Source organism: Nostoc sp. ChiVER01, assembly GCF_034531155.1.
Lineage (GTDB): Bacteria > Cyanobacteriota > Cyanobacteriia > Cyanobacteriales > Nostocaceae > Nostoc.
In genome coordinates this window covers 153,843-176,932 of sequence record NZ_JAVRBS010000004.1, presented here as the reverse complement: position 1 = coordinate 176,932, position 23,090 = coordinate 153,843, and the positions used below count along the sequence as shown (strand labels likewise).

General features: G+C 41.3%; 16 protein-coding genes and 1 pseudogene. 10 read left to right on the top strand and 7 right to left on the bottom strand.

The genetic code is table 11. The annotated features are described in order from the left end of the window. Positions 1 to 89 precede the first annotated feature (89 nt). From RMY00_RS07555 to RMY00_RS07535, 6 genes and pseudogenes are all read left to right on the top strand, one after another. Positions 90 to 341 (top strand): type II toxin-antitoxin system Phd/YefM family antitoxin, encoded by a 252-nt coding sequence (locus tag RMY00_RS07555; RefSeq protein WP_322646954.1) that lies wholly within the window; start codon positions 90 to 92, stop codon positions 339 to 341. Continuing rightward, positions 334 to 609 carry a type II toxin-antitoxin system RelE/ParE family toxin gene (locus RMY00_RS07550; protein WP_322646953.1) on the top strand — a complete coding sequence of 92 codons (276 nt, stop codon included), beginning with the start codon at positions 334 to 336 and terminating at the stop codon, positions 607 to 609. The genes RMY00_RS07555 and RMY00_RS07550 overlap by 8 nt, the downstream gene beginning before the upstream one ends. 234 nt (positions 610 to 843) lie before the next feature. Continuing rightward, positions 844 to 1,011: pseudogene (locus RMY00_RS07545) on the top strand (phosphoribosyltransferase); the annotation flags it as partial. A gap of 242 nt (positions 1,012 to 1,253) precedes the next feature. Continuing rightward, positions 1,254 to 1,574: a hypothetical protein gene (locus RMY00_RS07540; RefSeq protein WP_322646952.1), complete on the top strand. Its 321-nt coding sequence runs from the start codon at positions 1,254 to 1,256 to the stop codon at positions 1,572 to 1,574. Beyond that, positions 1,574 to 1,807, top strand: a complete 234-nt coding sequence (locus RMY00_RS36095; RefSeq protein WP_416212049.1) for a GIY-YIG nuclease family protein — start codon at positions 1,574 to 1,576, stop codon at positions 1,805 to 1,807. Before RMY00_RS07540 ends, RMY00_RS36095 begins: the two co-directional genes overlap by 1 nt. 2 nt (positions 1,808 to 1,809) lie before the next feature. Beyond that, positions 1,810 to 3,426 carry a DNA sulfur modification protein DndB gene (locus RMY00_RS07535; protein WP_322646951.1) on the top strand — a complete coding sequence of 539 codons (1,617 nt, stop codon included), beginning with the start codon at positions 1,810 to 1,812 and terminating at the stop codon, positions 3,424 to 3,426. A 47-nt stretch (positions 3,427 to 3,473) separates the two neighbouring features. Here RMY00_RS07535 and topA read toward each other — a convergent pair whose 3' ends face one another. Beyond that, positions 3,474 to 5,642, bottom strand: a complete 2,169-nt coding sequence (gene topA, locus RMY00_RS07530; RefSeq protein WP_322646950.1) for a type I DNA topoisomerase — start codon at positions 5,640 to 5,642, stop codon at positions 3,474 to 3,476. A gap of 155 nt (positions 5,643 to 5,797) precedes the next feature. Here topA and RMY00_RS07525 point away from each other — a divergent pair, with 155 nt between their 5' ends. Further along, a complete protein-coding gene (locus tag RMY00_RS07525) occupies positions 5,798 to 5,977 on the top strand; it encodes a hypothetical protein (protein ID WP_322646949.1) in 180 nt (59 codons plus the stop codon). 190 nt (positions 5,978 to 6,167) lie between these two features. Continuing rightward, positions 6,168 to 6,650 (top strand): hypothetical protein, encoded by a 483-nt coding sequence (locus RMY00_RS07520; protein WP_322646948.1) that lies wholly within the window; start codon positions 6,168 to 6,170, stop codon positions 6,648 to 6,650. A 164-nt stretch (positions 6,651 to 6,814) separates the two neighbouring features. Here the strand turns inward: RMY00_RS07520 and ftsH are convergent, their stop codons facing one another. Continuing rightward, positions 6,815 to 8,704: an ATP-dependent zinc metalloprotease FtsH gene (ftsH, locus tag RMY00_RS07515; protein ID WP_322646947.1), complete on the bottom strand. Its 1,890-nt coding sequence runs from the start codon at positions 8,702 to 8,704 to the stop codon at positions 6,815 to 6,817. Positions 8,705 to 9,035: 331 nt separating this feature from the next. Here ftsH and RMY00_RS07510 point away from each other — a divergent pair, with 331 nt between their 5' ends. Then, positions 9,036 to 9,581, top strand: a complete 546-nt coding sequence (locus tag RMY00_RS07510; protein ID WP_322646946.1) for an NADPH-dependent FMN reductase — start codon at positions 9,036 to 9,038, stop codon at positions 9,579 to 9,581. Positions 9,582 to 9,683: 102 nt separating this feature from the next. Here RMY00_RS07510 and RMY00_RS07505 read toward each other — a convergent pair whose 3' ends face one another. The 4 genes from RMY00_RS07505 to RMY00_RS07490 all read right to left on the bottom strand — a co-directional run bounded on the left by RMY00_RS07505 (position 9,684) and on the right by RMY00_RS07490 (position 20,599). Further along, entirely contained in the window at positions 9,684 to 11,861 is a 2,178-nt protein-coding gene (locus tag RMY00_RS07505) for a lipoxygenase family protein (protein WP_322646945.1), read from the bottom strand. Positions 11,862 to 12,200: 339 nt separating this feature from the next. Then, the gene (locus RMY00_RS07500; RefSeq protein WP_322646944.1) at positions 12,201 to 17,159 is read right to left on the bottom strand and encodes an eIF2A-related protein; all 4,959 of its coding nucleotides are present in this window, start codon (positions 17,157 to 17,159) and stop codon (positions 12,201 to 12,203) included. A gap of 160 nt (positions 17,160 to 17,319) precedes the next feature. After that, positions 17,320 to 18,999, bottom strand: coding sequence for a hypothetical protein (locus RMY00_RS07495; protein ID WP_322646943.1), 1,680 nt, complete (start codon positions 18,997 to 18,999; stop codon positions 17,320 to 17,322). A 199-nt stretch (positions 19,000 to 19,198) separates the two neighbouring features. Next, entirely contained in the window at positions 19,199 to 20,599 is a 1,401-nt protein-coding gene (locus RMY00_RS07490; RefSeq protein WP_322646942.1) for a hypothetical protein, read from the bottom strand. 639 nt (positions 20,600 to 21,238) lie between these two features. Between RMY00_RS07490 and RMY00_RS07485 the strand changes: the two genes are divergently transcribed. Then, positions 21,239 to 21,400: a hypothetical protein gene (locus tag RMY00_RS07485; protein ID WP_322646941.1), complete on the top strand. Its 162-nt coding sequence runs from the start codon at positions 21,239 to 21,241 to the stop codon at positions 21,398 to 21,400. Between the two features lie 248 nt (positions 21,401 to 21,648). Here RMY00_RS07485 and RMY00_RS07480 read toward each other — a convergent pair whose 3' ends face one another. Next, a complete protein-coding gene (locus tag RMY00_RS07480; RefSeq protein ID WP_322646940.1) occupies positions 21,649 to 22,770 on the bottom strand; it encodes a ferrochelatase in 1,122 nt (373 codons plus the stop codon). Between the last annotated feature and the right edge of the window lie 320 nt (positions 22,771 to 23,090).

The window sequence follows — 23,090 nt, the reverse complement described above, 5'->3', positions numbered from 1 at the left end:
AATACATAATGTAAATTTAGTATATTTTTAGCAATTTGTACAAAAATTACATTTTAGTTAGGATCAATTATTTAATTTTATGAGGCGATATGACTGCCATAAGTGCAACAGAAGCTCGTGCAAACTTCCAAGAGCTTATTAATCGTGCTGAGTATAAAGGTGAGCGGATTATAATTCAGCGTCATGGTAAAGCTGCCGTAGCAATTATCAGTCTTGATGATTTGAAATTGCTTGAAGCTGTTGAAGATGTTATTGATTCAGAAACACTTCGTCGTGCAATTGAGGAAAATGATGGGTTTACTACCTTAGAGGCAATTAGTGCCAAGCGTGGAAATGAGTGAACGCTACAGTTTGAGAATTGCTAAGACTGCGGAAAAGGATTTGTTAGATTTGCAAGCGAAACTTTATAAACAGGTTGTATCTAAAATCCTTTCGCTTCAAGGCAATTCTCGACCTCAAGATTGCAAAGCCTTAAAAGGCTATGAGGGTGGTTATCGTGTCGATCAAGGTGAATATAGAATTCTCTACACAATTGATGAAGAAAGTAAATTGATTGATGTTTTTCGTATTGGTAAGCGAAATGATGGTGAAGTCTACAAAAATTTGTAATCGAACTTTACAAAAATTAGAGCAAAAAACCACCAACAAGAGCATGAAAACCCAAAAAGTTTTCATGCTCTTGTGTCCTTTAGGGATGGGATGAATGCGTAGCCAATAGGGTTCAGTTTTGGAAAAGGTATTGGGTAAAGGTTTTATTCTGTGCTTTAAATCTTAATTGGAGCAAAATTCTGAATTCTTGCTGAGTTATTTTAGTAGCGAGCATAACCGTAAAATTCAATCACTATTGAGGAAATTCGCACTGCCGTACCTTGGTATAAAGCCTCTTCTGTTCTAAAACTCGATTATTATGTCAAGTACTTGACTGATAACCCCTGGATTCATCAACTCTTTGAACACTACGAGCAGATAGACATCGCAGAACTTGCGACTAAAGCAAGGAAACTGTGTTAAAAGATACATAGACTTATATTCACCAGCTTTTAGCTGTTCTTTACTCATGGTAAAGTCCACATTGCAACCTATAAACAGTCTATATTCTGTTTTAGGAGCATCGTTTGTCTTTGAGATGTACTCTTGTTCTTCAGACGTGAGTAAATGCTGTCTTAAATGTTAGGTGTTGAGGTAAGGCATAAGCTTTCTGCTCATGGGGATAGAACAGAGCTTTTTCATCTAATTTTTTGTAATTTATATCTATGGAAGAAACAGTCCACGACAACTTTTTCAAGAACTTTACTGTAGTCACAGCAACTATATCTGCGGCAGATTACCTTCCTGAAACATCAGGTATTTATGCCTTGTATCATGCATTTGATTTTTTAGAAAATAAATTATCTGACCATATAGATACTCGTATGAAAAATACGGTATTTAAAACAAAATTTTCTGAGAAAGATAATAGAAGCAAGTTCATTGTCGATACTTGTGGAGAGTCAGTTGGTTTGTCTCCAAGAATGGATAAATTTATCAAAGCTGTTTCTCAGCCTAAAGAGCGAAGAATTTTAAAAATCTTTTAATTTCATGTAGCATTCTCCAATGTCCAGATTACATTGGCACTGCAAGTAACTTAAGAGATAGATTTATTCAGCATTTAGAGCGAGATGATGGGTTTTTCTCAAAGTATGCAAATATAAGACCCAATGATGAATTCTTATTCGTTTGTTTACCTTGCCCAAAAAACATTTCTAGAGAGTTGGAAAGCCTATTAATTCAACTATGTCAACCTAAATTTAATACACAGAGGAGTTAAAAATGGAATTAGATAATCAGTCTCCAGAGACTATTGAATATAAGGCAATTAGTGGTGAGTTTGGTGAGGTTAGGTACTTCATAACAACTCTTGATCAAAGCGATGCAGTTGAAAACATTAGATTTGCTGATGAAATTCAAGGCAGTTGGAGCTTCTCTGAACGAGTTCAGCGAAAACTAGATGAAAATAGAGCTAATACAGACATATTTTCTTACCTAGCGCAGGGTGGAATTCGCTTTTTTAATTCAATTGTCGTCATACTTTTGCCTAACTCAAATGACCAAAGAGAGTTTTGGGACTTCTCTACAGTTAGTAGTCAGGGAAAAATTGTCGAAAAATGGGTCAATTTAAAGCTATATAAGAATGTAGCTAGAATTGTAATTGATGGTCAACATAGACTTCTTTCATTAAGAAGATATTGGAACGCCCATACTGGAAAAGAGCCTTTAAGTTCTCAACAAATAAATGACAATTTTAGCTGCTTAGAAACCTTTGACATACCAGTTGTTTATTTAGTGTTTGGTAATCTTGGTAGAGTTGGTCATGCAGACCTAAGTGAAACTGTAAGGGATGAGATAATCAAAGCGACTCGCAATATTTTTACAGTTATAAACAAGACAGCAAAATCAATCGATAAACCAACTCAACTGTTGTTGGATGACAGCAAAATATCAGCATTGATTCCTAGAAAGCTTTTAGAGGAAGGAGTGCTTGAAGATAGATTCGTTAAATGGTCTGACACAACAAGAAGCTTGAATCAACAAGACCCTTATCTAACGACTCTAGATTTCTTGAGCCAATGTACTGTTGAACTATTGAAAGATCATCAGAAGCAAGCTTTAAAGAAATCATTCAATTCACCAAATGAACGTAATATGGCTCTGGAGACTTATTATGAGTCTCATCCTAAACTTCATGAAATAGGTACTAAAGGATTGCTGAAGTGGTTTTTTACTGAACTTCAGCCATTCAAGGATTGGGTATCACAGATTGACTACGTAGGTATAAACATTCCTCTTCAACCGGAGCAACCTCGATTAACTACAAGCCAAAAAGCAAGTATAAAACAATTACGGGGTTCCAATATTCTGTATACTCTTATAGGACAAAGAATTCTTTTTTTTGCTGTTTCAAGGTTCTTGCTTAAGATAAGAATAGAGTACCGTATTCCAGAAATTCTTGATGCTATATTGCTTAGTATAACTAAGATGTATGAAGATGGCTTTTTCAATAGAAATAAAGCTCATTGGTCTAATGTTTTAGTACAACCAAATGAAAAACTAGCCATGATCACTAAAAACTCTGGAGTTGAGAAATGCATAGAACTTCTCAAAATGATATTGCTTGATTCCTCTGATGGCGTGAGAGAATTAATAAAACGTACTAAAGAGAATGTCAGTAATGAGGTTAACTGGAATGAAGTTTTAATTTCAAATTGGAGAAGAGAGTTTCATGTGATATTACCTAAAGTTGATTTTATTGATGAGCAGATAAAGGAATCTTCTGAATCAGATGACTCCTTTGCTGAAGTTCGAGATTTGCTTGACTTTTCTGAGGAGGAGGAAGAGGAATCTGAGGAAATTGAAGATGATGACGATATTTTTAAAGAAACTGAGTAAATAAAAGACTAAATGTAGTGACCTGCAACACTAATAGCTAAAATTAGTTAAGTTTTTGATATCTCCCCAAACTTAGGACTCCACCACCCTTTTGACGTCCTGAAATAAGCTACCTCTTTATGTTTGGTATCTTTACGCGATTGTGGGTCAGAACATCGCAACATTGTCTTACTCTGCCCTTCTTTGATGTAACTATACTCCTCTAAAGGCTTCTTACATACTGGGCAAGGATATGCCGTCATCTTGACAGGAGGCTTTTGTTGATTTTCAGTTTGGACTGTTTTAGTTTGTGGTGGCTGCCAAGTTTTATTAAAGTCGCTCCAAAATAGCACGACATTTTCACAGCCTTTTATGCATTTGAGGAAATATTTCTTTTTAACTTTAGTACTCGGAATTTTGGCGAGAAAATTTTTGCATTCAGGGCATCGTGTTTTGGAAGTTTCATATTTGCGCTCAGTTATCACATTAGCTTTACCTGTTGGGGAACTCGCAACTACAGTTTTAGCTTTGGAAAGCGCTGGTACAAAGTAATTCTGATTCCAACTAGTTAAATAATGCTGCCAAGAGTTTTTTCCTTCAGAAATTGCATCAAGGGCATCTTCCATTTTCGCTGTGAATTCCGCCTCTAGTAAATCCGGCAGTGCTTTGAGCAAAAACGCATCAACTTCTAATCCTAACGCTGTCGGTTGCAGATGGTCTTTCTTCAACTCGACATAATTTCGTTTTTTTAAGGTTGCAACAGTAGGAGCATAGGTACTTGGGCGACCAATTCCTTTACGTTCCATCAGTTGCACCAACTTTGGTTCGCTATAACGGGGTGGTGGCTGCGTTTGTTTCTTTTCATGTCCAGCACTCTCTAGTTTCAATGCTCGTCCCTGTTGTAATGAAGGTAAAACACTATCCTTGCTGAGATTATTCCAGTACCGGGCATAACCGTAAAATTCAATCACTTGCCCTCTGGCTGACCACAGTAGGGAACCAGACTGAGTAATCACTAAAGTTTTACGCAATTGGGCAGCCCGACACTGAGAAGCAATTGACCGTTTCCAAATCATCACATACAAATTAAACTCATCATCAGGGAGTTCTAAACGCAACTGAGCTGAGGGACGAAATACATCGGTTGGACGAATTGCTTCATGTGCTTCTTGAGCCGATTTGCTACTGCGATGCTTGGCGACTTGCGGCGGTACATTCGGCGGGTCATTTTGCTCTAACCATTTGCGGGCGCTGGCACAAAATTCTGGACTCAGCATCACTGAGTCTGTTCGCATATATGTGATAAGCCCTGCCTCATAGAGCTTTTGAGCCACAATCATGGTTTTATCGGGAGCAAACCTCAGCTTTGAACCGGCTGCTTGCTGAAGGCTAGAAGTTGTAAATGGTGGCGGTGGCTGGCGGTTAACGATTTTTCCTTCAAAATGAATCACCTGATGAGGATGTTGCTGTGCTTCTTCAACTAAACGTGTTGCCTCTGCTTCCGAAAGAACGCGCTTAGACTCCGGTGTTTCTGGACTATTACCCAATTTCGCATCATCGTGAGTTTCAGTTTCTTGTTCTGCTGCATCTTTTGCAGAATCAACCGTCCCTTTGTAAAAAGCTCGAAATCCTTCAGCATAATCTACCCAGACACTCCAGTAATCTTGGGGGATAAATGCCAGAATTTCGTTTTCTCGCTGACAAATCAAGTGCAACGTCGCGCTTTGGACTCTGCCAACACTCTTAGCGCCGTTATTTAATGCCCAAACTAAAGGGCTACCCTTGTAACCCACCAACTTATCTAGGCAATCTCGGCACAGCCCAGCACCGATTAAATTTTGGTCTAGCTTTCTGGGATTAGCGATCGCACTCTGCACCGCCGATGCTGTAATCTCAGTATAAATTACTCGTTTCGGTTCCCTTAAACCCAGCGTTTCTTTGAGATGCCAAGCGATTGTTTCACCTTCCCGGTCTGGGTCAGTTGCTAAAACAACTTCATCAACCTGCCTCACCGCAGACTTAAGTTTCTGGATTGTTTCCTTCGCTCGTTGGTCACGCGGGACGTAGTTGCATCTAACATTACTCCCGTCCATGACAAAGCCCAAGGAATCGTCCCCTTCATTGCTGAGTTCCCGGATATGACCACAACTGGCTAGAACCTTCCAATCCGAACCCAGAATTTGACTGAGTTTTTTGACTTTTCCGGGAGATTCTACCACAAGCAGGCGTTTGATCATAGCAACTGCGTTCTAGATTTTGAGCAATAAACTGGCAATTGCTTTTGAGCGATGGCTGCGCCAACGCCAAGGGCGATCGCCTATTCTCGTGATATGGATTTTCTAGAATACTGTACCAAAAAGCTTGGGAGATTGCTTAACTCAGTTTAGAAAAAATGATGCCTGATTGTGCGATCGCTGTTGTAACTGGCTCAACTATTAACCCAAGTTGCGCGTTATCGGCTGATATGTGTTTGTTACCACTCCATTTATGCGCTCGCCTGCAACAAAGTGGCGTTGGCGCTACACGCCAACGTACCCATGCCCTTGCTGCCAGCATTCAACTACTTAAATGATTTGGCTGTTATATAAATTACTTATTAAATAAAAGCTTGTTGAAGAGTAAAAGAAAAAATGAATGCTTGTAGTTTAAATAAAAATAAGGGGAATGTTGCAAATTCTGAAGTGGGTAGTGGTTTCGATGTAGTTAATTATAAAATTCGTGTAAAAGTTTTGTAGAAAAGGTAGGTTTAATAAAAAATCGCTATGATTACACCTCAAATGATGCTGTTTCAGAGCAAGCCAAAGATAAAGCGATTAACATTATGTGGTTCTTTGTTAGCTATTGTTAGCTCGACAGTTGTTTTCATACCATCAGCAACAGGAATCCCATCATTATATTATGATAAGACAAGCCAAACTATTTCATTGCCTGCTGCTGATGGAGTTCCACTCATATTGCTACGACGGAATGTTCCCCCTGGCAGTTGGATAGTCAATTACTCAGCAACTGTAGTGAATTCCAAAGCCAACGAAGTTACCCGGTGTGGTGTCCGAGTGAACGGTACTTTTGTTTCTGTTCACGCTGCTAATGTTGGAGCAAATGCAGGCGCAACTTTTGCATCCACAATTAGTGGCGTCGGGTATACGAATGCCGGCGGCGCGCGGACGATTGACCTTGCTTGTGTCCACGATGGCTTCGGTGATGTACCTTCCATCGATCCTGGTGCTGAATTATTGATTTACTAACCCAAGTTACTAATTATCAAGGTGTGGGTACTTTGCACTTAAATAGTCGTGCAATGATTCACGATGAAGTAGCGGTTGTGCGACACGCAACCGCTACTTCAACTAACTCTAAAGCACAAATACTGAATTACATTCACAGTGTACTAGGGAGTATCAACTATTCCCTAATGAGGTACAGCTACTTGTGCATCGGCTACCTGGGTATTGTCAGCAACAATTTTGCGAAATAAATCGCCTTCAATTGTTTCCTGTTCTATTAACAAATCTACTAAACGCTCCAAAACTATGCGGTTTTCTTGCAACAGTTCTATTGCTCTAATGTAGGATTTGTTAACAATTTCGCGCACCTGTGAATCAATTTTGGCGGCGATTTCCTCAGAATATTCTGATTTATTCATCCAGTCACGCCCCAAAAATACCTCTCCACTCTGATTTTCTAGTGACAATGGGCCTAATTCTGACATCCCGAAGCGTGTCACCATCTGCCGCGCCATTCCTGTAACTTGTTGTAGGTCATTGCCTGCACCTGTGGTCACTTCTGGCTTACCAAAAACAATTTCCTCGGCGGCGCGACCACCCAAAGTGGCAGTAATCCTGGCTTTAAGTTGGGAACGCGAAATTAACCCCTGTTCTTCGTTGGGAGTAAACCAAGTTAATCCCAGTGCTTGTCCTCGTGGAATAAGTGTAACTTTTTGTACAGGGTCATGCCCTTCGAGGAATGTGCCAACTAAAGCATGTCCAACTTCATGATAGGCAATCAACCGCTTGCTTTTGCTGTCTACTAAGGCGGTACCTTCCATACCTGCAACGACTCTATCGACAGCAGCATCAATTTCTAAAAGGGTGACAGCTTCTTTGCGTCTCCTAGCAGTGAGAATGGCAGCTTCGTTGAGTAAGTTGGCTAAGTCTGCGCCAGTAAAACCAGGAGTGCGACGAGCGATCGCTTCTAATGATACGCTAGGATCAATTTTCTTATTCCGTGCGTGGACTTTCAAAATTTCCAGTCGCCCTTTGAGATCCGGTGCATCCACCATTACTTGTCTGTCAAAGCGTCCTGGTCTGAGCAGCGCTGCATCTAGAACATCTGGGCGGTTAGTGGCAGCAATAATAATTATCCCTGTGTTACCTTCAAAACCATCCATTTCGGTGAGCAGTTGATTGAGGGTTTGTTCGCGCTCGTCATTACCGCCACCGATACCAGCACCCCGTTGTCTACCTACTGCGTCAATTTCATCGATAAATATTAGGCAAGGGGCATTCTCTTTAGCTTTCTTGAAGAGGTCGCGCACGCGAGATGCACCTACACCAACAAACATTTCTACGAATTCTGAACCAGAAATACTGAAGAATGGTACACCTGCTTCACCTGCGATCGCTTTTGCTAGTAAAGTTTTACCAGTACCCGGAGGCCCAATTAACAACACTCCTTTGGGAATACGTGCGCCTACAGCAGTAAATCTTTCCGGCTGTTTTAGGAAAGTAACAACTTCTTCGAGGTCTTCTTTAGCTTCTTCAACCCCGGCTACATCTTCAAATTTTACTCCAGTTTTTGCTTCCATTTGGAAGCGAGCTTTGGATTTACCGAAATTCATCGCTTGGCTAGAAGCATTCGTAGAGCGACGCAGGAACAATAGCATTAGAGCTACTAGTGGCAAAATCCACATGAGATTGATCAACAGTCCAACAGCAGCTCGACTATTAGCTGAAGAAACTTCACCAAAATCAACATTCTTATCTTTAAGGATGTTAATCAACTCTGTATTTTGTGCCAGAAGTCTCACCTGTTGCGGTGGTGTATCAGCCTTTTGCCCTTTGAGATAAACCTTTGCTAGCTGTTCTGTTTCGTCAAGCTCTACTTTTTGGATTTCTCCCGCCTTCGCTTTCTTGATCAAGTCACCATAATTTAAAGAGGTGCTTTCTGCCTTTTGTGCCAAGACGGGAGTACTCCCTAAAATTCCTGGTAACATAATCAAACTAGCTGCAATCGCACCAACCCAAGCACCACGCTTTGGCGACTGTCTTTTTATCAATGGTTTTTTTCCCAAATTTGTCATAATAATTACCCTTTGTCTGCTGGCACAAGTTGAGCTATGGTTTTATGCCTATTCTTCTACCAAAAATTGTAATAACTGGAAATTACACTTTTCTTATCTAGTCTAACTTCCAGACTAGGTATTGGGGATTTGGGATTGGGGATTGGGTATTAGGTATTAGGTATTAGACATATAGGATTAAAATAATTCCTTCCTAGTTGCCAGTCCCTAGCCCCCAATAGATATCAATTTGACACATTCCGGCACAAATCGCTAAGATAAACATAGTCATAACGATTCCGCTTTTTAAAAGTCTGGTAATAGTAGCTAGTTAATAGTTTGTGGGTTAATTATGGTGAAAATTATTGGGATTGCTGGTAGTTTAAGACCCAACTCATATACCCAGCTTGCTTTACAAATAGCAGTGCAAAGGGTTGAAGCGGCGGGTGCAGAGGTAGAAATTCTCGATTTACGGCAGTTACAGCTACCGTTTTGCACTGGTGCAAAGGAGTATCCAGATTACCCAGATGTTCTGCGGTTGCAAGATACAGTCAGCCGCGCCGATGGGTTAATTTTAGCGACACCTGAATATCATGGTGGGGTTAGTGGTGTCCTGAAAAATGCTCTAGATTTGATGAGCTTTGAGCAACTGTCTGATAAGGTGACAGGATTAATTAGTGTTTTGGGTGGTCAGTCTAATAGTAATGCTTTAAATGACCTACGGCTAATTGTCCGATGGGTGCATGGTTGGGTGATTCCAGAGCAAATTGCGATCGGACAAGCTTGGGGTGCATTCAGTCCTGAAGGCAAGCTAATAGATGAAAAGCTTTCCCAAAGATTTGATCAATTTGCTCAGAGTTTAGTTGATAACACTCGCAAGCTGCGGGGTGTTGATTAGTTCTAGAGTACGTAAGTTCGTAGTAAGGACTTTAGTCCTTATTTTGATTTTCTAATCACTAAAGTGCTTACTACAAACCCTTAGAACGAGCTTGACATACTACTAGATATTGATACTTTGTGGAATTTGGGAAGGTAACAAGAACTTGTAAGGCATTATCCTTTTACGATTCTTTTGATTAATTTCTTGCTCAATTCCTTTGAGTTCATTTTGGAAAGTAAGCAGAGCCGAACTCAATTGTGGCTTGGATTTAAAGTATGAGTTGGAGTATTGTCCTAACTGGGTATAGTAAACCGAGCCAAGCAAATAAGTTACCTTAAGTTGGGTTTTGGCTTGCTCTATAGGAGGTAGAATACTCATCAAATCGCCTGGTTCATCGGGATTTGTGGGCGCTGGGGAGTAACTAGCTAGAGGAAAAGCAGGCGTATAGGTCATGAGTTCGCCTTGCGGAAAATTAACCGCAGCGTGTTGGGCGCTAGCAGTAAAAATGATCGTGCAAACAGCGTCAATTAGATAATCTAGCGTCTTAATTGTGCCATTCGCATCTTCACCAAAATTCTGGAGGCGACCTCCTTGTTCGGAAATTAATTCCTTTGCCCAATTTTGTAAAGCTTGGTCTGCTAGTAGCTGTGGCTCACTAGTATAGTAACTGCTTAAATAGGCACGCACCCATTTTTGAATAGCATTCCAAATCAGCAGTCCGTCATCTCGATAAGGATATTCAGGTAGTTCAGAAGTATTATCAACACCGCGACTTGATAAAATATTGGGAAACATGGCGTTGTTGAAATGATGCAGATAGTCTTGGGCACCTTCAACAGTTAGCTGGCGATCGCTCTCAATTGTACCAGCTAAAATCGCATCTACTTCACGACCATTAGCAACCAAGATTTTATGAGCGCCGTAATTGATTAATATAGTTCCCTCAAAGTGAGGTTCCAGCAAGATTCTTAAATGGTGGTTTGCTGGTAATCGCCGCTTAGTAGCTATTACAAAAGGTTCGATAAATAAGTGAGTGCGACCAAGATGACTGATTAGTTCATGGTAATTGCTATCTGCCATTTGTACAATGCTTTTAGCGATCGCCCAGTTTTCCTTACCATTTAGAGGGGTGAATACTGGATGTTCCGGCTGACACTGAATAGCTACTGGTACTAAAGACCGAGATGGGCTACCCGATGGTGGTACTGCAAATAATGCTAAAGGCGAATAGATATACTTTTGTTGTTTAGGAAAATTCCCGTTTTCCATGTTTTTTAACTTAGAATAATCAGCTTTATAAAGCCGACCTTCTCTCTTAGCAGCTTCCAGGGTATCCGATGTACCAATTATTTGTTGATATTGTTCGTTAGTAATTTGTAAAGGATCTTCCTGTTCTGACACCTTTTGAAGCATCAATGGATTTGGCCCAGCAACCTGCATATAAGCAAAAACCAAATCCTCTTGAAACCTAGAGCTAATTTCTGGAAGAGAGATTTTTCTAAATAATTTATTATAATCTTCAAAACTTGGCTTATTTGCAGATGCTCCTATAGAAAACTCTACTTCTATGGACGAGGGTTCAGTGTTTTCTAATTCCAACAATTTTGCATCAGAATTAATAATTTTCTTGAAAGCAGAACTTAACAAGTCTGTGATTGAATCTTCTGCATTAGATGACGCAGAAAAATCTATGTCTCCTAAATTTCCATGAAAATAATGCGATTCAAATTCCTCATCAACAGCCATAATCTGTCTATCAAAATCAGAAATTTCTTCAATTGCGAATGAAACCTCAATAGACGGACTAGCAGCAACAATTTCGTCGGTAATTTCTTGAGTAATTGATGCCAGATCAAATGCAATCTTTTCTAACTCTTGATTACTTTCAGCATCTTGAATTTTTTGCTCGATATCTTCTAAAACTTGGACTTTAGTATTGAGGGACAAGTTATCGCTTTGGTCATCATCATCCAGTCCGAAAGAGACACTGCGATCAAAGAAACTTGAAAAGCTACTGACAGTATCATTTACCAAAATTAGCGTTATTTTTTGAGCTACTGAAAGTACCCATTTTAAATTAGGTAACTCTTGAGCTGGGAGTTTTACTTTAATGACTGGCAATGGCAGAGCGCCTGTCATAGCTAGAGGTGGAATATAATTATAATTATATTCATATTGCATATATTGCAACGATGCTTTACTAAATTTTACTAATTTATACAAAAGCACCAAAAGACTTTGTATATCTGACTTAGTTAGTCCTGATGAAGAAGATATGACATGAGATGTGAGGGACATATTGACTCCTATCTTTTGGTAAATATTTAATTGAAATACCAAGAAAAGCTGTCTGAAAAACAGTTTTTCTAGTTAAAAGATAAAGGTAAAAAGCACCTTTTTCTTAACTCGCTCAACCATAACATAAGATATTAAAACATGGCAAATTATAAAAAATAATTAAAGCGCAAATTTGTTTTTATTTATCTAGGTTTTTAAAGTAGATGCTATTTAAGCTTTTGTATATGCTTTAAATTAATTATTAAAAAATATTTTTAAAATTTAGATTTGATATCTGTAGAGACTACTTTTAACAGTTCTATTTGATTTGCTATTCATCGAGAAATTCATTTAGGATTGCTATGGGCTATGGGCTATGCCTACGCACACATCCCGATTACTTTTTGGTATTTCTTGGTTATTGTTGAGATAGTAGCTTGCCCAATCACAGGCATTAACCATGAGCGAATCTAACTGCCAATCCCACAGGATGATGGTATTGTCGTGACCGGCTGCGGCCAGGGCTTTGCCGTCTGGACTAAAGACCAGAGTTTTGCCCAAGGGTTGGTAAGTGTTGCTTTTACCATCACGGTAAAAGACCTCGTTTTCGCCTTCAGGCTTATCATAGAGAGTGTATAATAGTTTGCCCGTTAAGTCCCAGACGTTGACAGCATAGTTATTGCTAGCAGAAATCAGGGTTTTGCTATCCGGGCTAAACACCACACTATTGACATCAGCCTGATGGTAAAGGGTTTGGGATTCGTTACTTTTTAAATTCCAGAGTTTGACGATTTTTTCTTCACTAGCAAGAGCCAAGGTTTTACCATCTGGACTAAAAACCACGCTTTTGACCGCAGGCTGGTCTTTGAAGCTACGTAGTTCCTTACCCGTTAAATCCCAGAGTTTGACGGTTTTGTCTTCACTAGCAGAAACCAGGGTTTTACCATCTGGACTAAAAACTACGCTTTTAACCGCAGCCTCATGTTTGAAGCTACTTAGTTCCTTACTTGTTAAATCCCAAAATTTGATCCCATCTTGATTAGCACAGACTAAAATTTTGCCGTTAGGGCTAAAGACCACGCTATTGACCTTAGCCTCTTCGTGAATAATTTGGAGTTCTTGGCCTGTTAAATCCCAGAATTTGAGTGTTTTGTCAGTACCAACAGAAGCTAAAATTTTGCTGTCGGGGCTGAAGACTATGCTTTCAACCTCAGCGTGATGGTAAAGGGTTGGTAGTTTTTGACTTTCTAAATTCCAGAGTTTGAGTATTTTGTCAGTACCAATAGAAGCTAAAATTTTGCCATCGGGGCTGAAGACTACGCTTTCAACTTCAGCCTGATGGTGGAGACTTAGTAGTTCCTTACCTTCTAAATTCCAAAGTTTGATGATACCATCTTGAGCAGCAGAAGCCAAAGTTTTGCCGTCGGGGCTGAAGACTACGCTTTCAACCTCAGCCTGATGGTAGAGGGTTGGTAGTTTCTTACCTGTTAAATCCCAAAGTTTGATAATACCATTGTCGCTAACAGAAGCCAGGGTTTTGCCGTCGGGGGTAAAGACTAATTCAGTGACCAAATTCTGGTTGTAGAAAGTGAATAATTCCTGACCTTTTAAATCCCAAAGTTTGATTGTACCGTCACGACTACCAGAGGCCACGGTTTTGCTGTCGGGGCTGAAGATCACACTTTCGACCTGACCTTGATGGCTAAGAGTGGGTGGTTCTTTAGCTTTTAAATCCCAGAGTTTAACCGTACCATGACGATTAGTATAAGCCAGAGTTTTGCTGTCGGGGCTGAAAACTATATTGACAATATCCTTATCCTGATTTTGGAGGGTGAATAGTTGCTTGGTTTTTAAATTCCAGAGTTTGAATGTACTATCACGATCAGCAATGGATGCCAAAGTTTTACCATCAGGGCTAAAGACTAAGCTTTCAATCTTAGATTTATGGTCAAAGGATAATAATGGCTTACCTGTTAGATCCCAAAGTTTGACTTTACCCTCATTACTACCAGAGGCAAAAGTTTTGCCGTCAGGGCTGAACACTATGATATTGATTAACTCACCCTGATCTTCAAGAGAGAGTAATTGCTTACCTGTTAAATTCCAAAGTTTGACCTTACCCTCACTATTAGTAGAAGCTAAGGTTTTGCCGTCAGGGCTAAAGACCAAACTGCCCTGATTTTCTTTAAAAGTGGCTAGTTCTTTGCCTGTTAAATCCCAAAGTTTGACCTTACCCTCACTACTAGTAGAAGCTAAGGTTTTGCCATCAGGACTAAAGACCAGACTATTGACCTCATCATGTTTGAAGGTATGTAGTTTTTTGCCTGTTAAATCCCAGATTTTAATGATACCGTCATAGCTAAAAGAAGCTAAGGTTTTACCATCGGGACTGAAGGAGATGAAGTTATCACCAATATCTAAGCGATTGTACTCTCTGACTCTATAAACTGCCTTTTGTAATGCTCCTAAAACCTGGGTCTGTGTGACTTGATATTCTTTCAGGATTTTTCCTGCTCTTATCCCTTCAAAAAGTGCATCAAAATGTTCATGAGATGCAAATAGTGATAAGGAGTATTGTCCTAGCGCCTCAGCTTTAGTTATTTGTGCCTGTCGCTTTTGAGACAAAGCTGTTAATCCTAAACCAGCAGTCACAATTAAGGCTACAACTGCTCCTCCAGCTACTGCCCAAGCTATCCTAATCTCACGACGGCGACGTGCTTCTTTCTCTTGTTCTTGACGTTGGCGTAATTCCACGCAAGCATTAACATAATCAGCCTCTAACTGATTTAAAAAGCTGGTTTGTTTCGCTAATACCTGAGCATCTTCTAATCTTCCTCCTCGATGCGCCAAATAGTTCTCGTCTTTTTGCTGCTTTTCCCACTCCAAAGCTGCTTGACGAATAGTTTCGCGTAGTTGTAAGTTAATCCGGTTATCATCTAACCACTTAAGCAATCGTGGCCAATAGCGGATTAAGGCTTCATGAGCTACTTCCACCTCTTCCCGATTTGTAGATGCGTCTACACTCGTAACCACTAATCGCGCCCCTTCGCCAGCCAACCGCCGTACTAACTGCTTAGTATTCGCTAAGTCACTACCCGCAGGTACTAGTTCATCTAACCAAACTCGCCGTCTTGTATCCCGGCGTTTCTCTCCCTGGAGGGCGCTTTCATCCAAGCGGGTTAAACGAATGAAAATATTCTTAACTTGGTCTTGTTCTGAGGGTGACAAACTATTGTAAACATCATCGGCAGTTTGAGCGATCGCCATATTCACACCACCGATCGCTTCATACTCCACACAGCGCAACCATCTACCATGTCGCCGCTTCCACATCTCCAACAATGCATGTTGCAACAGTGGCATGGCTCCTGGCTCACCTTGCACATCATCGAGAATCGAGTTGCTTAATCCTGGTTCAAAGCGTAACCCGACTTGGGCAGCTTGCATTTCCATTGCTTTCCGCAATTCTGCCGCATCCATTGGGCCAATTAGTTTTTGTCTAGCTTCCATCAAATCTTTCAGGTTGCGGTAGGTTGCACACTCGCCCCAAAAGTCTGCCCGCATGGTAATCACAACTTTCTGATATGGAATCAGACTGAGCAATTTTTCGATGAAAGTCACCTTTATAGTTTCATCAGTGCAAAGGGTAAACAGTTCCTCAAATTGGTCAATAACTAATATTGAAGATTGGCCTTGCACCGCAGAGAGAGTAGTTTGTAGTTGTTCAATCGGGTTACTGCTTGGTGTCATGTATGCTGTAACTACACCAGATTGCAACTGTTCTAGCATCGGGATCAATCCGGCTAAAACTACCGATGACTTACCACTACCAGAAGCGCCTAACACAGCTAAAAAGTTGTGTTCAGTCAGCTTTTGTTGCAGTTGAGTAATTAATTGTTCTCGCCCAAAGAAAAACTCGCGGTTTTCCTCCCGAAAAGGATACAAGCCTCGGAAGGGACAACGAGAATCATAAATGGGTGGTTGCTGACCTAATGCCAAAGCATGAAAGTTGAGGTCAAGTATTTCCTCACAGAAGTTATTAATCTCTTCTAAAGCCTCTTCTCGCTCTTGGAGAGCTGATTTGCTCAAAGCTGTAACATCCGCCCCTAGTGTGTTTCCTAGCTGCTGTGCTAGTTCTGTAAACCTTTTTTCTAGGATAGGCGATCGCTCTGGTAGGAGTTTGGAAAGTTGCTCCAGACCATATTGAATTTCAGCATTGGTTAATTCTCTGTCAAGCTGATCGCTGAATAAGGGTCGTCCCCCTAAACGGCTAAACAGTGCCGGTACAGTAACGTCACCACGTTCTGCAAGAGCTGCCGTAGCTTCATGTAATGCTGAGTCCACCTCCCCCGACTCTCTAAGTTGAGAGTAAAATTTCTCTGCTAATACTTGAGCCGTCTTAATAGTAACCTTCTCAGTCATTGCCACCACCGCAGGCATACCCAAATCCCGCACCAAGCGCTGTCCTAATCCGCCTAATCCGGCTTCTGCGTCTGGGCTAGCGCTCTCACAAGTACAGAGAAAAGTAAAATGAGGTAGCCCTCTAGCTCCCCGTAACGGGCGTACTCGTTCCAGTAATCTAGTCGCTGTCACCACCTCGACTGTATTATCAGCTTTTGACCAGTAGAGAAGAGTTTCGCCATCATCAAGCACCCTGCCGTGACTGACAAAGTGCAACATTGTATACTGCTTTGTCCGGTCAGTTAGTTGAGTACAAAGTTCGTCTAGGGTAGGTAAACCAATAGCACCATCAACTGTTGCTAGCACATCAGTAGGAATATCTCCCAAGGCTGACCGGACACTTTTCACCGTAGCTTCAACATTAAAAGTGTCTAATTTATACTTTTGAGAATCCGAAGGACTCGCTACTAGTACCAACGCCCGCAAGTCTCGTCGCCCAATGGCGGGAAAGAGTCGGTCAGTAATGGCGGGAATGTAGAAGCAAAAAGGCACTCGTTGGTTGATGGCTAACATCTGCCAGTTACCATCAATAGGAGCGCATAACCTTTCCCAGCGTAAGGTTCTGAGTTCTTTGTCTGGGGCTTCAATAAATAGCAATACCCGCAGTGTTTCTTTATTTTGACTCAGTGCCCTAATAAATCCATCTCGCACTTCGTCTCGTAATAGTGCTTTGCCCAATAATGTCCCGTAATCTTGTACTTGTCCCAAAAGACTGGTTAAATGCTGGAAATCTTCAGCAGTTAGGCAGAGATTACCTTCCGATCGCAACGGTAGGAGAACACCCGGTTGGCTGTGTTCTACTACAATCGGCCAGCTATCTCCTGATTTACGTTGGATAGTAATCTCGAAGGTGTTCATTGGTTTTAATTAGTGGGGAATGGGGAGCAGGGGGCAGGGGAGAAGAATTTTCCTCTCTACACTCTGCACTTTGCCCCTTTGCCTCTTCATTCTCCTCTGCTCCCCGTACCCTGCCCCTCTGCCTCTTTCCTATGCCGTATGCCTAATTCTAAATTTCCAGTTATTTCAATTTCTTCAAAGTGTCAACTAGATTCATTACGGCTGAGAGTGCCGCCTGAAGTTTTTCTGTGCGGTCAACTGAAGCTTGCTCAACTGTGTTGACAAACTTTTCTAGGGCTTGGGTTAAGTTTGCCTGGGCTTGCCCAATTGCTGATGTATCAGAGGCTTGGGGTGTTGTAGGGGCGACGGGTAAATTTATTGATGAGATAACAGAGCGATCGCTTGTCTGATTGTCACCTACAACTAACTTAACTGCGGGGTCGCCAATAATTGCATAACTACGAGCATCATTATTTGCCGTCCACATCCCAGATATATTCATCGGATCGGCGATCGCACCATATTTAATTTCTTCTAATTCTGTACTCAAATCAGAAGAAAGTTCAGCGTAGCGCTCATTGAAATACTCAACGGCTGACCCCACAGGATGACCATCTAGCAATCGCTTTAAGGTACTTTGAAAAACTGCCAATTGCTTACCAGTTTTTTCCCATACGAAAGAGCAACCCCAAGCTCGTTCCACATGACCGATGACAGCCAAAGCACCGCCGTTAGGGTGGCTTAAGAGTCTGCGGGGTAGAGGTGCAATAAAGGCGTTAGGAGCGATCGCTGGTCTTTCATTGGAGCCTTTTCTATGGGCAAACTCATCAAATTTAGGTGTCCCAGCACCATAACAAGCAAAGTGAAAGGCAATTAGTCCTAGTAACTTAGCATCATCACCAACATCGTCCGCAGAGAAGTAAAATTCTTCGGGAATTGGTTTATTCCACTCTTTACCGGGCCAGTCCTGACAGAGTAAAGCGCCCTGATGGCGTAGTTGTCGCTCATTCCCATTAGGAAAGCCCATCCCATGACTAGCGGTGAACAGTAAAGCGGGTGTTTCTTCACCTCCTAAGAGTTTGCCTAAGCGTGCTTTGGTGGCTTCTTCTGCGAGTAAAGTTTGTACTGTCCAACTATTGTCTTTCTGCTCATCAAGCATCCAATCAGCTAGGGGTCGAATCAAGTTATCAGCACTAAGTTCAGTGGCTGCATCACCCTTGGTACGTACCCCGAAAAAGCTAGCGCGACGAGGCAGTTTTAAATTAGTAGTTTCAGCCTGTACGACACTGCGAGCATATTGAGCATATTCTTGGGGGGTATCAAAGTAAATCCGACCCACCGCATATTGCACATCGAGTTGGTACTGAAAACGATAAGGAATGGTTTCTGGATCGCCAACAATCAACAGATAATAAGGCATTTTATCTGGGTCAGCAGGGCCAGGGCCAACTCCATGACGCGACAAAAATTGATTTTTTGATTCCCCTGGACGATAACCTTTAGGGCCAGTGTATTCCTTATAATAGTTCTCGTGATTTTTCGACGCTTGTTTTTGCCGATGTTCTAACAGTTCCTTCAGCGCTTCTTTGATTGCTGGGTCGGCATTAAAAGCGAAGATAACTCCCCAACCTGTTTGTGCGAGGTCTTTAGGATCTACTCCTTCTATCGGGGCAAAGTCGGGTTCTAAACCTTTAACATGCAGATCCTTTTTCTTGAGTTCGTTGATTTCTGTAGGATCAAATTCTTCGCCCTGAGCAATTTTAGAAAGCTGCTCTGGTGTCAATGGAGGCAATAAATAAGTTCCTGATGCACCGTCAATTCCATTGAAATATAGCTCTTTTGTCAGCTGTTCTATGCTCATTTTACCTAATCCTTGTCTTTGGAATTTACCGAACAAAGCAAAAGTAAAAAGTAAAAGAAATAAATGGTTGCGAACCGCCTAAATTTATTGATAGATAAAAAAGGCGTAGGCGTAGCCTGTCGTAGGCATCACTTAAAATTCCCTAATTTTAATTACGGAAATTCTCTTTTTACTTTTTACCTTTTAAAACACTGTTGCATTAACTAGCAATTGCTGCCGACCATAGAGCATGAGCTACTTCAGCTTTATCAATAGCATTGTGAGCGCCCATGAAAAGGTCTAAGAGGCTAGGAGGAACAACGATATATTTACTACTTTCCAAGTTGTAAATTTTTCCTGGTTCAAAGTTATAAGATTCTTGCAGGGGTAGCATACCTTTTTCATCATTAATAACTTCTAAACCATCACCCTGAATTCCATAACAACCAATGCCACCGACACCGGGATATGTCTTCTCACTATTAACATCAAAGTCTATATCTTGCCCTCCAAATATTCCTAGTGTTCCCGCCATAGGATAAGCATTTTTGACAGCTTTATCATACTGAGATTGAGTAGTAACAATCGGCCCTGTAACTTTGCGATCGCTAATAATGGAGCGGAAGTAACCAGGAATATTTTTTCTATGAGGGACATTTGAGCAGAAAGACCAGAGTGATAAAGCCCCTTGTATTAAGACAAGAGAATTAACTGGACGGGTTAATTTGTTATGTTGTGTACCTGCTACGGTAGCTGAAACAAAAATACATCCAAAACTGTGCCCCATTAAATGAAATCGCACACTCTCATTTGTCACCTGTTGAAGGCTGTTTAACAAATTGAAGCCGCTAGTTTGACCGATTTTTCGAGCGCGGTCTTTCATCTTCCAGAAGGATAACAATCTTGGAATGTTTAAGAATGCATCTCCGGCTGATTTCACACTATCCCCAATTCCGAAGCTGACATCTTCGTTTTCTTCTGTCAGGGTAGCTTCATATACACTATCAGGATCTAAATTTAATGATTCGTTTTCGCTCCATGTATCTGCATCTTCTGCTTCACTAGTCAAAGATGCTTCCTTAATTAAAACCTCATAAGCTGCACGCACCTCTGATGGTAATGTGTCAGGTGCAACGTTATATTCTCCAGCCGCAGCGAAAATTGTTCTGAGTGCTTCTCTAGTAGTTTCAGTATCAGCTATCCGTTGAGCATACTGTTCAACTAACTCTTCCTGAGAATCATCTGTTGTGTCAAAAGACACAATTGTTTTGTCTGGCGACACTGCACTTAAGTCTTCATCTCCCCAAGGCTTACTAGGCCAATGTAGACCAATCAACAGGGGGTTAAATCCTGGTCGCACCTGTTTCATTTTTTCAATATCAGCCTGGTTTCTAGCCATAGCTGCAATCCATCTATCATACTGGTCTTTTGCCGCCGGAATGTCACCTTGCCATCCGTGACTCATCAAAAAGACATCTGTTATTGGTTTCTCAGACTTGGATAAGATTTCTAATACCTTTTGGCTAATTAGCTCTCCATTGTTTGCGCGTTCTTTACCATTAGCATCAAAAGCGATTAGATAGTACTTCAAAGAAGTTCCGATTTTGTCTTCAATTAGCATCCGTAAATCCTTATGACTCAGGGTTTGATTTCTATATATGGTGCTAAGTTCGGAGAAAAACAGTGTATTGATTCCACAAGAATTCTGGCTGTTCGATAACAGCACGCCAACTTTTTTGCCTAAAAGTACACTTAAGCAAATACTTCACCAATAAATTCTTTTGGATACACTGTGAAGCAGCGAACTTCTGGCGCGTTTCTCACTCTCTTTATTTTTGTGTAGATTTACACCTGTATTTTGAGATTGGCAGATGACTAGTAGTTCATGTCATTGCTTTAAGAGAGTTGGGGGCATCTTTACAGAGAACTGGTGTATGATAATTAACGCCTAAAGCAACTAAAAATTGTTTCTGCTTTAGAGCAGTTAAGAGGTTGAGTTAGTGGATAAGCCTGTCAATTTCTTGCTGGTTCATCATTAAGACCTTGTGGATGCTCATTTAGCTTCCTGGCTTGCGATCGCTTAACACGTAGTTAAGTCGATATCATTAGGTACACGATAACTTTACCAATTCTAAATATCCTGAGTAATAATACTGAGTATGAGCGGAATTTTACTTAAGATTGATTAAAAAAAAATAATTTTATCTGCATACTGAGGCTTACAGTGAAATTTAAGCGTAAGTAAGGATCAAGAAAACTTTTGTTTACTGAAACATACGGAGTATCGCCTGACCACTCGCTTCTGTACGAGACACTGCGTCAACGGGAAAGTCAACAAGAGAAAAAGGGGCAGTTCTTGCTGGGAGCAAGGGGGAAAACCGAGACGGAAGCTCAGACTCCGCCCCGGTCAAGCGCCCTATAAGGGCAGGGCTTGTACCCATGTTCCGCTCCACTTCTAGTGTTGGGCTTGCTCCCCCTGCCTCTTCCGGTCAAAAGTCAAAAAGAGCGATCGCGTCCTAAAGAGGGTGGACAAAAAATAAAGGATGCGTGTAATAACAAGCACTCCAGTAACGGATTATCTACAAAAAAAATCCCACGCCTTGAAGGGTGGGAGTGTCAACATAATTCGTAGTTGTAATCAGTACTTGCTCTGTCCCTCTTAATTACGAATTAATGATGGTGGTGATGATGGTGATGGTGATCGCCAGCTAGTTGTGGATTAACTGCCAAAGTTTGCTCTGACAACAACTCTGCAATATGAGTATCAGCCCATTGAGCCACCATTGCCAAAAATTCTGGGCGATCGTTAACGCAAGCCATTTGCACGTAGTTCGTACCAGGATGCTGTTTTTCCAAAGCATGGATGATATGGTGTACATCCAATAAAGTTTCGTGGTTTTCTGTGGCGAAGCCAATTGGCATAAAAATTACCACTTTTGCACCCAGTTGAATCAGGTTATTTGCCGCTTGCTCTGCATTTGGCTGTGTCCAATCAATTAAGGGCGTGTCATGGTTGAGCCAACCCACTGAGATTAAAGGATAACGATTAATCAATTTATCTCTAACCAAATCGTACATTGCTTCACTTTCAGCAATCCCAGAAGTAAAGCCTTTAGCTTTGTGAGGACAGCCGTGATTCATTAACACAATACCGATTTGAGAAGGTAGATAAGCTGCGCCTAACTCAGCAATTTTCTCCTCAACCAGATGAGCCATCAAATCGATGTAAGCTGGTTCGTTAAAGAAAGAAGGAATGTAGCGCTGTGCTTTAACCCAGTGTTCTTCACCATCAGCCAACTCAACGAGAGCGTTGTTAACTTGCTCGATCGCAATCCCACTGGTAAAGATAGAATCAACAACTAGCAACGGGTAAATCAGCAGCTTCTCGAAGCCTTGGTTTTTGATTTCTGCTAAAACTTGATTGGGTAGAAAAGGGGCGCAGAAGTTGAAAGCCTTGAAAACTTGAACCTTATCACCCCATTTTTCTTGTAAATTCTTCTCAATCCCAGCCCGTTGCTGTTCAAAGATGGCATTGTGTGGGGAGATAAAATCGTGGTGTGTGTGTCCCCACTCATGGCGGTCAAATAGCGCCAAAAGCTTTGCCAGAGGAGGATAAATCCAGGTTGGCACTGGTGCGAACTTTGCTGTCAGTAGATTTAAAGCCTGTTCGTTATAGTTGGCGAAATCTTCGTAGCTTTCGACTTCGCCGTAGCCCATAAGCAGTACGGCTACACGTTCTTTACCAGATAGATGCTCGTGAGTGTGTTGTACTTTTTCCGGCGTGGCAACCACAATGAGTTCCTCAATATAACCAGAGTGCAGAGAGATATGAAGTTGGGGAATACCTTAAATATTTCCCCTACTAGTAAAATATTATCCCATCCAGGGGGATAGGATAGGTGGAAAAATACCAATAATACATCAAAAGACATACAAAATTTACGTGGGGCATTGGCTATGGAAAATTGAACCAATGTCCTATCTGTTGTGTCGCTAGATACTAAAAGCGATCAGCAAGAGTAAAAGGGGCAGTTCTTGCTGGGAGCAGAGGGGAAAACCAGGACGGAGCTTGGATGCCCTGTAGCTAAATGCGTCTATCCAGATTTAAGTCT

Bases quoted from the DNA above. Each gene is read 5' to 3' on its own strand.
- RMY00_RS07495 (WP_322646943.1), bottom strand. From the start codon at position 18,999: ATGAGCATAGAACAGCTGACAAAAGAGCTATATTTCAATGGAATTGAC.
- RMY00_RS07550 (WP_322646953.1), top strand. From the start codon at position 334: ATGAGTGAACGCTACAGTTTGAGAATTGCTAAGACTGCGGAAAAGGAT.
- topA (WP_322646950.1), bottom strand. From the start codon at position 5,642: ATGATCAAACGCCTGCTTGTGGTAGAATCTCCCGGAAAAGTCAAAAAA.
- RMY00_RS07520 (WP_322646948.1), top strand. From the start codon at position 6,168: ATGATTACACCTCAAATGATGCTGTTTCAGAGCAAGCCAAAGATAAAG.
- RMY00_RS07555 (WP_322646954.1), top strand. From the start codon at position 90: ATGACTGCCATAAGTGCAACAGAAGCTCGTGCAAACTTCCAAGAGCTT.
- RMY00_RS07535 (WP_322646951.1), top strand. From the start codon at position 1,810: ATGGAATTAGATAATCAGTCTCCAGAGACTATTGAATATAAGGCAATT.
- ftsH (WP_322646947.1), bottom strand. From the start codon at position 8,704: ATGACAAATTTGGGAAAAAAACCATTGATAAAAAGACAGTCGCCAAAG.
- RMY00_RS07540 (WP_322646952.1), top strand. From the start codon at position 1,254: ATGGAAGAAACAGTCCACGACAACTTTTTCAAGAACTTTACTGTAGTC.
- RMY00_RS07510 (WP_322646946.1), top strand. From the start codon at position 9,036: ATGGTGAAAATTATTGGGATTGCTGGTAGTTTAAGACCCAACTCATAT.
- RMY00_RS07505 (WP_322646945.1), bottom strand. From the start codon at position 11,861: ATGTCCCTCACATCTCATGTCATATCTTCTTCATCAGGACTAACTAAG.
- RMY00_RS07490 (WP_322646942.1), bottom strand. From the start codon at position 20,599: ATGCTAATTGAAGACAAAATCGGAACTTCTTTGAAGTACTATCTAATC.
- RMY00_RS07525 (WP_322646949.1), top strand. From the start codon at position 5,798: ATGATGCCTGATTGTGCGATCGCTGTTGTAACTGGCTCAACTATTAAC.
- RMY00_RS07500 (WP_322646944.1), bottom strand. From the start codon at position 17,159: ATGAACACCTTCGAGATTACTATCCAACGTAAATCAGGAGATAGCTGG.